The organism is Micromonospora sp. NPDC049004 (assembly GCF_040649315.1).
Classification (GTDB): Bacteria; Actinomycetota; Actinomycetes; order Mycobacteriales; family Micromonosporaceae; genus Micromonospora.
Window position 1 is genome coordinate 997,255 of sequence record NZ_JBEZFG010000002.1, and the last position, 15,386, is coordinate 1,012,640.

At 70.3% G+C, this 15,386-nt stretch carries 15 protein-coding genes; 5 read left to right on the forward strand and 10 right to left on the reverse strand.

Annotated features, from left to right (window positions below; translation table 11 throughout):
* Nucleotides 1–8 precede the first annotated feature (8 nt).
* The 3 genes from AB0B97_RS09475 to AB0B97_RS09485 all read right to left on the reverse strand — a co-directional run bounded on the left by AB0B97_RS09475 (nt 9) and on the right by AB0B97_RS09485 (nt 3,134).
* The gene (locus AB0B97_RS09475; RefSeq protein WP_357492000.1) at nt 9–1,457 is read right to left on the reverse strand and encodes a non-reducing end alpha-L-arabinofuranosidase family hydrolase; all 1,449 of its coding nucleotides are present in this window, start codon (nt 1,455–1,457) and stop codon (nt 9–11) included.
* A 275-nt stretch (nt 1,458–1,732) separates the two neighbouring features.
* Nucleotides 1,733–2,314, reverse strand: a complete 582-nt coding sequence (locus AB0B97_RS09480) for a dihydrofolate reductase family protein (protein WP_357492001.1) — start codon at nt 2,312–2,314, stop codon at nt 1,733–1,735.
* 157 nt (nt 2,315–2,471) lie between these two features.
* Nucleotides 2,472–3,134, reverse strand: coding sequence for a hypothetical protein (locus tag AB0B97_RS09485; protein WP_357492002.1), 663 nt, complete (start codon nt 3,132–3,134; stop codon nt 2,472–2,474).
* Between the two features lie 181 nt (nt 3,135–3,315).
* Here AB0B97_RS09485 and AB0B97_RS09490 point away from each other — a divergent pair, with 181 nt between their 5' ends.
* The 4 genes from AB0B97_RS09490 (at nt 3,316) to AB0B97_RS09505 (ending at nt 8,932) form a co-directional block, all read left to right on the forward strand.
* Nucleotides 3,316–4,533 (forward strand): HupE/UreJ family protein, encoded by a 1,218-nt coding sequence (locus tag AB0B97_RS09490; RefSeq protein WP_357492003.1) that lies wholly within the window; start codon nt 3,316–3,318, stop codon nt 4,531–4,533.
* 143 nt (nt 4,534–4,676) lie between these two features.
* On the forward strand, nt 4,677–6,650 hold the full coding sequence (locus AB0B97_RS09495) for a metallophosphoesterase family protein (protein WP_357492004.1): 1,974 nt from the start codon (nt 4,677–4,679) through the stop codon (nt 6,648–6,650).
* A gap of 92 nt (nt 6,651–6,742) precedes the next feature.
* Nucleotides 6,743–7,810 (forward strand): DUF916 domain-containing protein, encoded by a 1,068-nt coding sequence (locus AB0B97_RS09500; protein WP_357492005.1) that lies wholly within the window; start codon nt 6,743–6,745, stop codon nt 7,808–7,810.
* Between the two features lie 150 nt (nt 7,811–7,960).
* Nucleotides 7,961–8,932, forward strand: coding sequence for an NADP-dependent oxidoreductase (locus AB0B97_RS09505; RefSeq protein WP_357492006.1), 972 nt, complete (start codon nt 7,961–7,963; stop codon nt 8,930–8,932).
* A 4-nt stretch (nt 8,933–8,936) separates the two neighbouring features.
* On the opposite strand, the gene AB0B97_RS09510 is transcribed toward AB0B97_RS09505, so the two are convergent.
* From AB0B97_RS09510 to AB0B97_RS09540, 7 genes are all read right to left on the reverse strand, one after another.
* Nucleotides 8,937–9,527 (reverse strand): HAD-IA family hydrolase, encoded by a 591-nt coding sequence (locus tag AB0B97_RS09510; protein WP_234591184.1) that lies wholly within the window; start codon nt 9,525–9,527, stop codon nt 8,937–8,939.
* Between the two features lie 26 nt (nt 9,528–9,553).
* Nucleotides 9,554–10,807: a sigma-70 family RNA polymerase sigma factor gene (locus AB0B97_RS09515; RefSeq protein ID WP_357492009.1), complete on the reverse strand. Its 1,254-nt coding sequence runs from the start codon at nt 10,805–10,807 to the stop codon at nt 9,554–9,556.
* Nucleotides 10,808–10,809: 2 nt separating this feature from the next.
* Nucleotides 10,810–11,154 (reverse strand): YciI family protein, encoded by a 345-nt coding sequence (locus AB0B97_RS09520; RefSeq protein WP_234591204.1) that lies wholly within the window; start codon nt 11,152–11,154, stop codon nt 10,810–10,812.
* A 103-nt stretch (nt 11,155–11,257) separates the two neighbouring features.
* Nucleotides 11,258–12,460: a low temperature requirement protein A gene (locus tag AB0B97_RS09525; RefSeq protein ID WP_357492011.1), complete on the reverse strand. Its 1,203-nt coding sequence runs from the start codon at nt 12,458–12,460 to the stop codon at nt 11,258–11,260.
* A 70-nt stretch (nt 12,461–12,530) separates the two neighbouring features.
* Nucleotides 12,531–13,589, reverse strand: coding sequence for a tryptophan--tRNA ligase (gene trpS / locus AB0B97_RS09530; RefSeq protein WP_357492013.1), 1,059 nt, complete (start codon nt 13,587–13,589; stop codon nt 12,531–12,533).
* Between the two features lie 89 nt (nt 13,590–13,678).
* Entirely contained in the window at nt 13,679–13,855 is a 177-nt protein-coding gene (locus AB0B97_RS09535; RefSeq protein WP_357492015.1) for a hypothetical protein, read from the reverse strand.
* A gap of 24 nt (nt 13,856–13,879) precedes the next feature.
* Nucleotides 13,880–14,329 (reverse strand): PRC-barrel domain-containing protein, encoded by a 450-nt coding sequence (locus tag AB0B97_RS09540; RefSeq protein WP_357492017.1) that lies wholly within the window; start codon nt 14,327–14,329, stop codon nt 13,880–13,882.
* 173 nt (nt 14,330–14,502) lie between these two features.
* Here AB0B97_RS09540 and AB0B97_RS09545 point away from each other — a divergent pair, with 173 nt between their 5' ends.
* Nucleotides 14,503–14,757 carry a hypothetical protein gene (locus tag AB0B97_RS09545; RefSeq protein ID WP_357492019.1) on the forward strand — a complete coding sequence of 85 codons (255 nt, stop codon included), beginning with the start codon at nt 14,503–14,505 and terminating at the stop codon, nt 14,755–14,757.
* The last annotated feature ends 629 nt before the right edge of the window (nt 14,758–15,386 follow it).

Below are 15,386 nucleotides of genomic sequence, written 5' to 3' on the forward strand. Positions count from 1 at the left end.
GGTGGAGGTCAGCGGCGCAGGGTGAGCAGGCCCGGTCGGTACGGCAGCAGGCCGTAGTCGACACCGCCGGAGGACGGGGATCGGCCCTGGTAGAGCAGTTGCAGGTTGCAGGGGTCGACGGTGAAGGTCTGGTCGGCGCTGGTGCGGATCAGCTCGCCGTGGCTGATGTCGTTGGTCCAGGTGGCGCCGCTGTTGGCTTTGCCGGCGAAGGGGTTGCTCTCGGTGGCGGCCTGGGGGGTCCAGGTGCCGCCGAGGCTGGTGGCGGTGAAGGAGCGGAAGTAGCGGCCCTGCGAGCCGATGGCCTCGACGAGCATGAGGTAGCGGTTCTGGTTTTGGAGCTTGTAGACCTGCACGGCTTCGAACAGGTTGTTCGTGGAGTCGCTCATGATGGTGGTGTAGGTGCTGCCGAAGTTGCCGGGGAAGTTACCGATCGGCATGCTGGCGCGGTAGATCTTGCCGTTGTCGCCGGCGAAGAACAGGTACATGGTGGTGCTGTCGGCGATGAGGGTCTGGTCGATGGGGCCGGTGCCGGAGCCGGAGATGCTGCCGGTGAACAGGGTCTGCGCCGCGGACCAGCCGTTGGGGTTGGTCGGGTCGGTGGAGGTGCGGTAGGAGAACGCGGTACCGCCCCACTGGTACGCCAGGATCCAGATGTTGCGGGGCGCGAAGTAGAACAGGGTCGGTGCGACGGTGGCGTTGTTCATCGTGTTCTGACTGGCCGAGGCCATGTCGGACCAGTTGGTGAACAGGCCGAAGTTCATCGAGCCCCAGCGGGTGCCGGTGTCGTGGGTGGTCGCGTAGACCAACTGCCGGCCGTTGTACGGGGCGACGGTGAAGTCCTTGAGTGACACCCAGCCCGACTTGGGCTGCGCCAACGCGCCGGTCGACGACCACCGGTACGACGACGGCAGATCACACGTGGTCGGCGGCGGCGTCGTGGGTGGCGGTGTCGTCGGCGGTGGGGTGGTGGGCGGTGGGGTGGTGGGCGGTGGGGTCGTCGGCGGTGCGGGCGTGTCGGTCACCGGTGGCGTCGGCGTGGTCCCGCCGGTGCAGGTCACGCCGTTCAGGGCGAAGCTCGTCGGAGCCGGGTTGCTGCTCGTCCACGACCCGTTGAAGCCGAACGACACCGTGCCGTTGGTCGCGACCGATCCGTTGTAGCTCACGTTGCGCGCGGTCACCGCCGCACCGCTCTGCGTCAACTCCGTGTTCCACGACTGCGTCACCGTCTGGCCGGCCCCGTACGACCACGTCAACGTCCAACCGCTCAACGGATCACCGAGGTTCGTGATCGTCACGTTGGCGCCGAACCCGCCCTGCCACTGCGACGACACGGCATAGTTCACCGAGCAGCCCGCTGCGGCGGCGCCGGCCGGCATCGCCACGACGACCGTGGCCGACGCCAGCAATGCGACACCTGCCGAGACGAGGCCGACATTGGTCGGTCTAAATATGGTCATCTAGCACCCTCCTGACGGGATGGCGGCCTCCACATTCGTGGGAGTCATTGTTAGGTGAGCGTTAACAGCCGCGTCGCGTATGTTACGGGAGCGCTCCCAAACCATCAACCTCGATGCCTTGAAGGCGTCTGGTCGTCATCGCGAGCCCTCCGAGCAGGCCGACATGGCCGTCCCGGTGCGCTGCACCCGGGGGACGGCGAGGCTCCACAACGATCGCGATGTTATCGATAACAGAGCCGGTCACCGGTTGAGGACGCGTTCTGCCCGGGGGCCCGTCACTCCAATTCGTACTCCAGCATGAGGACACCGGTGCTGGTCGGCGTGCAGTCGACGAGCCGCAGACGTCGCGGCCGGTCGGCCTGGCGGAAGAGCCGCTTGCCGGTGCCGAGCAGGAGCGGGTGCAGGAACAGGCGATACCCGTCAACCAGGTCGTGCGCGATGAGTTCCTGCACGAGCACCCCGCTGCCCAGCACGACGATGACGCCGTCGCCCCGCGACTTCAGGTCCGTGACCGCCGACACGAGATCTCCGTCGAGGCGTCGGGCGTTCGACCAGGTGAGTTCGGTCAGCGTACGGGTGGCGACGTACTTGGGAGTCGCGTTGAGGTGGGCGGCCATCGGGTTGTCGTCGGGCTGGCTCGGCCAGTAACCGGTCATCTTCTCGTACGTCCGGCGACCGAAGAGGTACGCCGTGGTCGACCGGAGCCCCTGCACGGCGGCGGTCGCCTGGGCCTCGTCGAAGAACGGCGCCGCCCAGCCGCCGTGCTCGAACCCGCCGTCACGATCCTCGTCGGGTGATCCCAGCCCTTGCATGACCCCGTCGAGCGTCACGAACTCGACGACAACCAGTTTCCGCATGACCGCACCCTTCGACCTGGCGGGCGACCCGGCGTCCCGCTGCCGTTCCCAACGAGCGGGCCCGGCCGGATCGAGCGGGTCCACCTCGCGATCCGGGCGAGCGTACTCGCGAACGGTCCGGGCGAGGGCCCGTCATCCGACGGCGACCGGCCGTGCGTCAGAGCCAGACCACGATCCCGGTCAGGTCGTTGAGCACGGCGGCCACGCCCGCCCTGATGGCTGCCGCGCAGCGCTCGGCCGTGAACGAGCCCGCGTCGTACGACGAGGACATGCCGAGCCCTTCGCCCCGGTACGACGCTCCGTCCCAGTCGACGGCCGTGACGTTGTGGGTCGGCTCGGCCAGTTCGGCGCCCACCACCAGGAACTTCTCGTCCAGGTGGTTCGGGGTGACAAGCGCGAGGGCGTCGATGAGCTCGTTGCCGGCGCTGACGATGAGGTCGGGGCCCATCGCCATGGCCCTGGTGATGCTGGGGACGGCGTCGTGCGTGTTGCTGACGACGACAGTCCTCAGATCGACGTGCTCGTCGTCGGCCCAGTCCCGCACCGCCGTCACCAGGGCCTTGGTCGGCGCGTCCGTGCCGGCGGTCAGCAGCACCACCCGGTAGTCCTTCGACGGGTGCACGTCGGCCCACGATCCGGGCCGTGGCGTGATGGTCGCCTCCGGCGCTGGCGTCGTGGCGGGGTCGACGAATCCCGGACTGAGCGAGCCGACGGCGCTGGGCGCGGGGTGCGGCTGGGACCAGTCGTCGCCGGAGTCGCAGGCGGAAAGGAGCGCGGCGGTCGCGGCCAGCAGGGCGACGGCCCGAAGCGGGGGGCGCAAGGTGGTCGTCCTTTCGGGTGGGGGCGGGAAGTGCGCGTACGCCTCGTATTCCTATCCCAGATCCGGCCGCCGACAATCCGTGGCCGGTCGCCGCGGTCGTTTGTTCTCCATCGGTTCGTCGGTGGGCGGGTTGGTGTTCACCCACGAGGTGCAGCGTGCACTGGCCAACCGAGGGAGTCGCATGCTGGGGCACATTCGCCGTACCGTTGTCGTCGCCGTTGTCGCATTTGCTGCGGCCGTGTTCCCGTTCCTGGGTGGCGGAACGGCCTTCGCGCACGGCTTCTCATCGACGGTGTACGCGAAAATTACCGCCGGAGACGAGGGTCACATTCGCTCCGAGGTGGAGCTCGAATATGACCTTCTGGTCGTGTCGGCAGCCGATTCCGGTGACGATGATCCGCTGTTCCGGGTGGGGAACGCCGCCTTCGAGGCGGGGGACTCCGCGGCGCAGGCCGCAGCGTTGAAGGCCCACGCCCCGACGGTCCTGCGCTATGTCGCCGACCGTTTCTCGGTGAGCGCGCGAGGTGCGGCCTGTCAGCCGACAGTGGTACGCGACGCCACGATCGGCGCTCGTGACGGGGTGCCGTACGCGGACCTGCTGCTGGACTGGACCTGTCCCGAGCGGGTCGACGAGCACGAGGTGCGCAGCGGTCTCTTCCCGGACGACGAGGCGTACGTCAAGGACACCAAGACGATCGTCACCTACGAGATCGACGGCCGTTCGGGCAGCGCCGCGCTGGACGCCGCCAACCCGTCCTTCTCGACGGCGCAGACCGCCTACCAGCGGTTCGGCGAGTTCTTCCTGCTGGGGGCCGAGCACCTGCTGTCCGGCATCGACCACATCCTCTTCCTGGTGGCGCTCATCGCCGGGTCGCGACGTCTGCGGGAGATCGTGCTCGCGGCCACCAGTTTCACCCTGGCGCACTCGGTGACGTTCCTGCTCGCCGCCCTCGGCCTGGTCGACGTGCCGGCGCGGGTCGTGGAGCCGGTCATCGCGCTGTCGATCGCGGTCGTGGCCGGCTGGCACCTGTGGGGGATCTGGCGGCGCGGTGACCACGCAGGCGATCTGGAGACGGCCGGGCGCGGTCACTTCAGCCTGGACCGTCGGGGCTGGATCCGCCTCGGGGTCGTCTTCTGCTTCGGCCTCGTGCACGGGCTGGGCTTCGCGGGCGCGTTGGGCATCGACGAGGCGTGGTCGTGGACGCTGCTGTGGTCGCTGCTGGTGTTCAACGTCGGTATCGAGGTCGTTCAGTTGACGATTATCGCCGCCGTCTTCCCGCTGCTGTTCGTGCTGCGCCGGCGTGCGCCGAAAGCCGGTCTGTGGGTGACCGGTGCTGTTTCGGCGACAGTGTCCATCATGGGGCTGATCTGGTTTGTTCAGCGTGTGACCGGATCGTGAGTACGGCTAACCAGTCCGCGAAGTGCAGCCATTCGCAAGATCACGTTCATGGCGGGTTCATCGGCCAACGAAAGTTTGGATCTGCTTCCCCGGTGTCGGGTGAAGAACAATCCATTTCTCTATTCGAAAAGGGAACAATGTCGATGACATTGAGCACCTCGACACGGGCCCCCGGGCTCGTGCGGCGGCGCGTTGTCGCCGGGGTCGTAGCCGGATTCCTGGGAATGGGCGCGGCCCTCGGTAGCGGTCTGCTGACCGCCGCCAGCGCCGCCGACCCCACCACGGTGTCCGGCATCGTCCTCGGCGTCGGCGCCAACGAGACCCAGCGCATCGTGTCCTGGTACTCCTCCGCCGACACCGCCCAGAAGATCCAGCTCGCCCCGACCGCCGAGCTCGTCAACGGCGAGTTCCCGGCCAGCGCCGTCAGCTTCGACGCCGTCGGCGCGGCGAACACCTCCACGACCGGCTTCAACCGCCACGCCACCATCAGCAACCTGCGCGAGAACACCGCGTACTCGTACCGGGTCGGCGCCGAGGGCAGCTGGTCCCCGGCGTACGCCTTCCGGACGCAGGACTTCGAGGGCGACTACGACTTCCTGTTCTTCGGTGACCCGCAGATCGGCTCCTCCGGCGACCGGCTCAAGGACCAGGCCGGCTGGGAGGAGACCCTGAAGGTCGCCACCGCCGCCAACCCGAACGCCGAGCTGCTGGTCTCCGCCGGTGACCACGTGGAGAGCGCCAACGACGAGGGTCAGTGGACCTCGTTCCTGGCCCCCGACCAGCTGCGTCAGGTCCCCCTCGTCGCCACCATCGGCAACCACGACGTCGGCGGCAAGTCCTACGAGCAGCACCACTTCACCCCGAACACCGACCGCTCGGCCCAGTACTACAGCGGGGACCAGGCGACCCGGTCCGGTGGCGACTACTGGTTCATCCACAAGGACGTGCTGTTCATCGACCTGAACAGCAACAGCTACGTCAACCCGGCGGACGGCTCGGCCGGCGGCGACGCCGCGCACGTCGCGTACGTCACCGACGTCATCAAGAAGCACGGCTCCGAGGCCAAGTGGAAGGTGCTGGTCTACCACCACTCGATCTACTCCCCGGCCAGCCACGCGACCGACAGCGACAACAAGCAGCGGCGGGAAGACTTCACCACTGCCTTCTCCAACCTCGGCGTCGACATGGTGCTGCAGGGCCACGACCACAGCTACTCGCGCAGCTACTCGATCAAGAACGGCCAGAAGGAGAACCCGGCTGAGAAGCCCGGTGCTCCCGAGGTCTACCCCGGCCCGGGCGGCGTCATCTACGTGACCGCCAACTCGGCGTCCGGCTCGAAGTACTACGACATCAAGAAGCCGGACGACAGTGGCACCGGCATCCGGGGCAACGGCCCGGACCCGCTGGACCCGGCCAAGTACTGGTACAACTCGTCGCAGAACCAGGAGCATGTCCGCAGCTACGTCAAGGTGCAGGTGCGCGGCGACAAGCTGGTCCTGGCGAACGTCCGCAGCGGCACCTGCGCGGCCCCGAACGCGGCAGTGGAGAAGGGCCTCTCCTGCGTCAACACCCCGGACGGGCAGCCGGTCGGCTCGGTCACCGACAAGGTGACGGTGCACCCGTACCACGGTGACGGTCAGGCCATCCAGGTCAACGTTCCCAACCCGGCCCCGGGCGAGTTCGGCTGGACGATCGACGGCTACAACGGTCTGGTCGACCTGGGCACCGCGCAGGAGCGCGACGGCACCTACTTCGAGGCGACCGGCAAGATCAACCCGATCCTCGTGTCGGACAGCCGCCGCTCGCTCGCCCCGTGGTCGATCTCGGCCAGCGTCGGCGACTTCTCCGACGCCGACAAGACGTTCTCCGGCTCGTACCTGGGCTGGACCCCGTACGTCCTGGACGCCGGCGCGGGCGCCGAGGCCGGCGCTTCAGTCCTGTCGTCCCTCGACGACCAGGGCAAGGGCCTCTCGGTCTCCAGCGGGCTGGGCGCTGCGGTTCAGGGTCACCCCCGGGGCGGCGCCAAGCTCGGTGCCGACCTGGACCTGAAGATCCCGGACAGCATCGCGAAGGGCAGCTACCGCACCACCCTCACGATCACTGCGCTGAGCAGCTGAAAAGAACCTGTTCCACCGGGCGGGGTAGGCACCTTCGGGTGCCTGCCCCGCCACCGGTTCGCCCACTCCCAAGATCACCTCAAGGATCCGACATGCAACCGTCCGTACCGCGCTGGAAGACACTCGTTCGCACCACCGCGCTGTCCCTGCTAGCCGTCGTCGCGGCGGCCGGCGTCGGCGCCGGCCCCGCCGTGGCGGCCGACGGCAACGTCGCCTGGACGGTCCGGACGGCCTCCAACAGCTACGGCGAAGCCCGGTCCAGCTACAGCTACAACGTCAACCCCGGTGGGACCGTCGAGGACGCCATGGTGGTGGCCAACCGCGGCCCGGCGCCGCTGACCCTGGCCGTGTACGCCGCCGACGGCTTCACCACCGCCGCCGGACAGCTCGACCTGCTCACCGGGGACAAGAAGTCCGTGGCGGTCGGCGCCTGGGTCAAGGCCAGCGCCGGCAGCGTCGTGATCCAGCCCGGAAAGACCGCACAGGTCCCCTTCACGATCACCGTTCCCGCCAACGCCACGCCCGGTGACCACGTGGGCGGCATCCTCACCGCGCTGACGCAGGCCGACCAGGCCGAGGGCATCAACGTGGACCGCCGCCTCGGCATCCGCATCACGCTGCGGGTCGGTGGCGAGCTGAAGCCGAACCTCGCGATCGAGAACCTCCACGTGACGTACGACGGGACGTCCAACCCGTTCGCCAAGGGTGCCGCCACCGTCGCTTACACGATCCACAACACCGGCAACGCCGCCCTGTCCGGCCAGCAGGCCGTCTCGGTCTCGGGCCCGTTCGGCGTACTGCGGGCGCGGGCCGGTGACATCGCCGCGCCGCCGCAGCTGCTGCCGGGCGAGAGCTGGGACGTGCGCGTGCCCGTCCGCGGTGTCGCTCCCGCCGTCCGGCTCGCGGCGACCGCCACCGTCACGCCGCTGCTCACCGACGCGTCGGGCTCCACCACCTCGCTCAAGCCGGTCGAGGCCACCGCGCACGGTTGGGCCCTGCCGTGGATGGTCGTTTTGGCGCTCGTCGTGCTGATCGCCGTGGTCGTCGGGGCGTCCCTGTACCGCCGCCGCAACCGGGCGCGGCGCAAGGCTCGCGAGGACGCCCGGGTGCGCGACGCGGTCGCGCAGGCCCTCGGCGGTCGGGAGCCGCAGACGTCCTGAACGCGTCGCCGGTGTCGCCTGACTCCGGCCACGCCCCGGGCCACACCGACGGCCGTCGCCCTTGTGGGTGAACGGCACCCGGCACCGGGCCGGGCCCGCCCCCGAGACGGCATGCTGCGACGGTGACGCCGGCCCGGAGAGGAAGCCCACATGGTTGACGCGGACGTGCCAGAGCGGATGCAGGCTGCGGCGCTGGACGAGTTCGGCGGACCGGAGGTGATCACCCTGCGGAAACTGCCGGTGCCCGAGGCCGCCGCCGACGAGGTGCTGATCAAGGTCCTGAGCGCCGGCGTGGGCGTGTGGGACGCGTACGAGCGGCAGGGCGTGCTGGTGCCCGAGGGCACCGAGTTTCCGATCGTGCCCGGCTCGGACGGCGCCGGAACCGTCATCGCGGCCGGCAGCCGGGTGACCGATCTCGCGGTGGGTGACCTGGTCTACGTCTCCGCCACCACCCGGCCGAAGGGCGGCTTCTACGCCGAGTACGCGGCCGTCAAGGCCGAGTACGCCGCGAAGCTGCCCGACGGTGTGCCGGCCGAGCACGCCGGTGCGATGCCGACCGACGCGTTGACCGCGCTGGCCGGGCTGGACGCGCTCAGCCTGCCGGCGGGCGCCTGGCTGTTGATCTTCGGTGCGAGCGGTGGGCAGGGCCACCTGGCCGTGCAGTTGGCCAAGCGACAGGGCCTCAACGTGATCGCGGTGGCCTCCGGCAGCGACGGGGTCGCGCTGGTGACCCGCCTCGGCGCCGACGTGTCTCTCGACGGCCACGCCGACCCCGCCGAGGTGCTCGCGACGATCCGGGACGCGGCTCCGGGGGGAGTGGGCGGCATCCTGGCGATGGCCGGCGGGAAGACACTGGACCGGCTCACCGAGACGCTGTCCGACGGAGGGGTCGTCGCGTACGCCCACGGGGTGCGGCCGGAACCGCGCGAACGGTCCGGCGTGTCGGTCCGGGCGTACGACGGTGTGGCCAACCGCGGACAGTTGCAGCGCCTCAACGACCTCATCGAGGCCGGGCCGTTCGTGGTGCACGTCGCCGAGACGTTCCCACTGGGCAAGGTGCGGGAGGCGCACAAGCGCCTGGAGACCTCCTACCTGGGCAAGCTGCTGCTGACGATCGCCTGAGGCGTCAGCCGACGCGCTGTTGCGGCACGCGTACCGAAGCCATGCCGGCCGCCGTCGCGGCCTGGATGCCCAGGTCGGTGTCCTCGAAGACCAGGCAGGAGCCCGGGGGTACGCCGAGCTGCCGTGCCGCGAGCAGGAACGCCTCCGGGTCGGGCTTGGCCCGCGTGTAGTCCTCGGCGCACACCAGCACGTCGAAGCGGTCCAGCAGACCGAGCGCGTCGAGGGAGGCGGTGACCGTGGCGCGGGTGCTGCCGGAGACGACGGCGAACGGCACGCGGCGGTGCGCGTCGTGGATGTGCGCCACCACCTCGGGCACGGCGGTGACCTGCGGCAGCAACTCCTGGAAGATGCGCTCGCGGTTCTCGACGACTGTCGCCACCGGCATCGCCAGGCCGTGCCGCTCGTTCAGTGCGACGACGATGTCGGCGGTGGGCCGGCCGCCCCAGGCGTAGAAGAGGTCCTCCGGGAACTCACAGCCCCACTCGTCGAGCGCCCGCTGCCACGCCACGTAGTGCAGCGGCATCGAGTCGACGATGGTGCCGTCGCAGTCGAACAGGTACGCGGCGAACTCACCGGGCGGCAGAGGCAGGGTCATCGGGGCAGGTTACAGCGGGAGCCCGCTCAGTCCTCGCTGACGGATGCCAACCGGCGCAGCAGGTGCGCCCGTTCCGGCTCGGTGCCGACCAGCGCCAACGCGTCCCGGTACGCCGCCGCGGCCTCATCGCGGCGACCCAGCCGGCGCAGCAGGTCCGCCCTGGTCGCGGGGTACAGGTGATAGCCCCGCAGACGTGGATCGCCGGCCAACCCGTCCAGCAGCGCGAGCCCGGCGTCCGGCCCGTCCCGCATGGCCACGGCGGCGGCCCGGTTCAGCGCCACGACGGGGGAGGGGACCATGCCGAGCAGCACGTCGTAGAGCGCCACCACCTGGGGCCAGTCGGTGCCGGCCACGTCGGCGGCCTCGTCGTGCAGGGCGGCGATGGCGGCCTGCACGCCGTACGGTCCGGGCGCCGGGCCGGTCAACGCGACCACCACCAGCGCGCGGCCCTCGTCGATCATCGCGTGGTCCCACCGTGCGCGGTCCTGGTCGTCGAGGAGGACCACCGCGCCGTCCGGCCCGCTCCGGGCCGCGCGCCGGGCGTGGATCAGCAGCAGCAACCCGAGCAGGCCGGCGACCTCCCGCTCGCCGGGCAGCAGCCGGCGCAGGATCCGGGCCAGCCGGATGGCCTCCTCGGCGAGGTCGGTCCGCTGGAGATCAGGTCCGGAACTGGCGGCGTACCCCTCGGTGAAGACCGAGTAGACGGCCTGGAGCACCGTGGGTAGGCGCGCGGGCAACTCGTCGACGCCGGGCACCCGGAACGGGATGCGGGCGTCGCGGATCTTCCGTTTGGCCCGGACGAGTCGCTGGGCCATTGTCGCGTGCGGCACCAGGAAGGCCCGCGCGACCTCCGCCGTGGTGAGCCCGGCGAGGAAGCGCAGGGTGAGCGCGCCGCGGTCCTGCGCGGGCAGGGCGGGGTGGGCACAGGTGAAGAAGAGCGCCAACCGGTCGTCGGGCAGATCCGGGTCCGCGTCGGCGGGCGGCGCGGGGTCGGCCCGCTCGGCCTCCGCCTGGAGTACGGCCAGCCGGGTGGCCAGCACGCGGTCGCGGCGCAGCCGGTCGACGGCGCGACGGCGGGCCGTGGTGAGCAGCCAGGCGCCGGGCCGGCTCGGGACGCCGTCGACCGGCCAGTGCACCAGCGCCGCCTCGATCGCCTCGGAGGCGACCTCCTCGGCCAGGTCGAGGTCGCCGAAGCGGTGTACGAGCGAGGCGAGCAGCCGGCCGTGCTCCTCCCGGAACACCGCCTCCACCGAACCGGCTGCCGCCTCCGCGCCCGCCACCGTCAGACCTCGACCTCGATCTCGGCGACCGGCCGCACCTGCACCGAGCCGGCTCCGGTGGCCCCGGGGCTGCGGGCCGCCCAGTCCAGCGCGACGTCGAGGTTCGGCACGTCGATGATGTCGTAGCCGCCGAGCACCTCGCGGGTCTCGGCGAACGGCCCGTCGGTGATCGCGCGTTCGCCGTCCGGGCCGACCCGTACGGTCGTGCAGGTGGTCAGGTCCTGCAAGGGATGCCCGGAGACCCAGATACCGGCGTCCTTCATCTCCCGGTCGTAGCGCACCCAGTCCTCGAAGGTGCACCCGTTGCCGGCCTCCCCGTCGGTCGGGGTGCTCATGAACAGCAGCATGTACTTCACGTCTCGACTCCTCTCGGTGCGGCGGGATCGCCGTACAGCATGACGACGAACGAGTGCCCGGGATGTCGACACGGGTCTGGAACTTTTCCGCGGCTCAGGGGCGCACGTGTCGCGCCGGTTCGACAGGTTCGCCACGTCGGTCGATCCGCCGCTCGTACCAGGTTACGGCGATCAGAAGCAGGGTGAGCAGGGCCAACTCGGCCAGCGCGGGCAGCGGCCGCGCGATCGGCAGCAGGAGCAGCGGCAGCAGCGCGGCGACACCCTGCCCCGGGTGTACGGCATGAAGGGTGAGCCGGCGGAAGACCAGCCGTCCGAGCAGGTAGAGGGTGGCGCCCCCGTATAGGGCGGTGGCCGAGGGCCAGCTCAACCGGGCGGTGTGCGACGGCTCCTCGGCGAGTTGGCCGAGCACCTGCTCGATGCCGAGCGCGACGTAGATGGCACCGATGATCATGGGTGCGTGCGCGAGGCCGTACGCGTCGCCGGCCACGTGGGAGCGCCGTTCGTCGGGAACGCGCAGGACGGACTGCCGGGCGGCGGGCGCCAATCGGTCGAAGTACAGCCACCAGAGGCAGATGGTGACGACGAGGCCGAGCAGCGCCGCGATCAGGCTGGCCCCGGTCGGCGCCGTCATCCTCGGTCCGGTGCCGGCGGCGATCAACGCCTCGCCCAGGGCGATGATGAGCACCAGTCCGAACCGTTCGGTGAAGTGGTCCAGGCTGCGCAGCGGCCACGGGCCGTAGATGGAGGCGACGCGGGAACCGCCGATGTCCACCAGGAGCGCGACAGTCCAGAGCACGGTCTGGGCGACGCCACCGAGCAGCGCGCCGACGATGAGCGGGAGCCAGGCAGCCGTCACCGGCACGACGAAGAACCGCAGGGTCGAGCGCAGCGGCGGATCGTCGACGCTCGCCCAGAACAGCACCACGAGCTGCACCGCCCGGGTGACCAGGTAGGCGAGCGCGAGGGTGAGCGGCGGGTCGGCGGATCCCGGTCCCTGCCGCCAGGCGTCGGGCAGCACCAGAGCGGCCACGAATATCGCGGCCATCGCCAGCAGGGTGGCCGCGCGGGCCGGGCCGACGTCCGCCCGGACCAGGTTCCCCAACCAGAGGTACGGACCCCAGGAGTAGATCAACAACAGCAGGAGGAGCAGCCCCTGGCCCAGGGTGAGCGCGCTCGGCGGCTGCGCCATGAACGCGATGACCCGGGTGAGCGCGAAGACGAAGACCAGGTCGAAGAAGATCTCGAACATCGTCGTCCGGTGCGCGTCACCGGCGGGGATCGGACGAATCCTCTTCATCCAGGCATTCTGCGCCCTCCGCGCAGCACGCCGGGTCTCCCCGTCGCAACGAGGAGACCCGAGCGCCGCGTCAGGCCGGGGCGTCCGTCCGGCGCCGGGTCCGCTCGGCCCGCCGCCGCATCTGCTGGTACGCCCCGGTCAGCCCCATCGCCCGGCGTACCTCCGTCAGGGTCTGGCGTACCTCCTGCCGGGTCCGCTCGGTGCCCTCGACGATCAGCCGGTCGACAAGCCCCCGGTCGGCCTCGATCGCGGCCCGGCGCTCCCGGATCGGCGCCAGGAACGTCTCCAGCGCGACGACCAGCCGCTCCTTGACCTCCACGTCACCCACCTGCCCGGCCCGGTAACGGTCGGCCAGGTCGGCCACCTCGGCACGGTCCGGGTTGAACACCTCGTGGTACGCGAAGACCGGGTTGCCCTCCACGGTCCCCGGCACGTCGGCCCGCACCCGGTTCGGGTCGGTGTACATCCCGCGCACCTTGCGGCGCACCGTGGCCGCGTCGTCGGACAGGGCGATCGTGTTGCCCCGGCTCTTGCTCATCTTTGCCGTGCCGTCGGTGCCCACCAGGCTGGGCGTGTCCGCGGGGATCAGCTCGGGCACCGGGAACACCGGACCGTACAGGTGGTTGAAGCGGCGGGCGATCTCCCGGGTCACCTCGACGTGCGCGGCGTTGTCCCGGCCGACCGGGACCACCTCCCCCTTCACGCACAGGATGTCCGCGGCCTGGAGCACCGGATAACCGAGCAGCCCGTACGGCATCTCCTCCTTGCCCGCGTCGCGGGCCATGTCCTTCAACGAGGGCACCCGTTCCAGCCGGGGCACGGTCACCAGGTTCTGCAGCAGGGTGTTGAGGTCGCCGACCTCAGCAATGGCCGACTGGAGGTAGAACGTGGCCCGCGCCGGGTCGACGCCGGCGGCGAGGATGTCGGTCACCATCTCGCGGGCATTGGCGGAGACCTGGTCGATGTCCTCCCGCCGGTTGCGGGTGGTCAACATGTGCAGGTCAGCGATGATGAAGAAGCTCTCGTAGCGCTGGTGCAGGCGCACCCGGTTGGCGATGCTGCCGACGTAGTGGCCGAGGTGCAGGCGACCGGTGGGCCGATCGCCGGTGAGCATGCGTGCGATGGACATGGCGAGGTGCCTCTCGTGCGGGTGGGTGGATCACGCGTGGGCGCGCGCCGAGCGGGCCGGGCAGGCCCCTCGGTCAGCGGAAACAGGGCTCAGCGAGCCGTCCGCCATCGCGCGCCGGCGCGGTACCGCAGACCACCGGCACGAAGTACGTCCAGGAAGTGCTCACGGCCGTCGCCGGAGCTGGTCGGGGCAGTGGGCACGACACCGCGCGGCAGGCCGTCGACCACATCGACCGCCTCCGACACGCAACTGCCCGTCCGGACCACTGCCTCACCTTACCCGGGGTGTTGCTACCGGGGCGGCAGGTGACGGTCCGTGTAGTACCTGCCGACGCGGTCCCGGTACTCCGGGTTGGCCGACTCGGGGTCGTACGGCGGAGCGTCCTTGATCTCCTGCCGCGTCCGGTCGACGTGTACGACACGGTCCAGGTGATCGACCCGTTCCACCGTGCCGGCCGGCAGCAGCACCTTCTGGCCGAGGATCCACGGGCCGGTGTCCACCACCAGGTATCCGGCGTCCGCGTCGTCGCTCGCCTCGTCGATCGTGCCGATGCGCCCGTCGCTGGCCTGGACGTGGTAGCCGACGAGGTCCACCGGAGTGCCGGGGCCGGGGGCGTCCGGGCCGTCGTGCGCAGCGGCCGGACCGCCCGGCCCCGCAGCCGAGGGGGTGGTCTGCGTGTATCCGCCGGCCAGGGCGGACGGATCGCGCCAGGCCCAGGGATTGAAGATCGACTGTCGCACGGGGCACCTCCGGGGGACTGTCCTTCGCTGTCCTCCTTCGCAGTGCCCGGCACGGCCTGGCCGGAAACGGATCGCCTGAGGCGCCGATCCCGGCCGGCGGCGCGGTCCGGAGGTCGCGCCCGTCGCGTCCGTGGCCAGCTCGCGGATCGACTGCGCTGGCATACTCGGCTGCCATGGTGCTGTCGCGAGGGTGGGCTCTCTTCCTGGTCGGGGTCGGGATCTGGACCTGGGTGATCTGGCCGAGGTTCGCCGTCGCCATCTGGCAGGACCCGCGATCCTGGGCCTCCGGCACGGTGGCCGACGGTGCCGCCACCGGCTTCCTGTGGGTGCACGCCCTGTTGATCGCGGCTTCCCTGGCCATCGGGACCACCGTCGGCGTGCTCGGCATCCGTGCCTGGTTCGCCGCCCGCCGACGCCGGGTGTCCTGACCCGCCGGCCGCTGCTCGGCCGGCACTCGGTGGGTTGATCCGACCCGGAGGGGATCAGTGTGACGCGCGACGCTACCCGCCGATTTGACGATCAAACCCACGGACGCGTAACTTTCTCTCTGCCAGCGCGGAACGGGGCAAACAGGGCGAAAGACCTGGAGCACCGGATCGGGCAGGTAACCGGGTCAGGCAGGGGTTCGCCTCTGCGGGACACGGTTCGGGCGGGGCTCACCGGATCAGCCGCGAGGCGGATTTGGTGCAGCGGAACCGACCGGGTAAGGTTCACGACCGGCAGGGAACCGGGCGAGACTGCGGGACACCGCAGCGGCCGGCCTGCCAAATCCGACGACCTGACGCAGCGGTTCGCTGCTGTGTGAGTGCGCCGGGACCAACCCGTACGAAGCATGACAGACCGGGACACACGGTTTGACACGGCGAAGACGGTGAGGTAACGTAGTAAAAGTGCCCGGCGCGAGAGCGCCGGGGACGCGGAACGAAAAGCCCCGGGATGGTGGCCCACTGGTTGGGTCTTCGGATCGGTGTGTGGTTGTTCTTTGAGAACTCAACAGGGTGCTTGTAAAGCCAGTGCCAATTATGATTTATACCCCGGACTGGTCGAATCTTTGTGG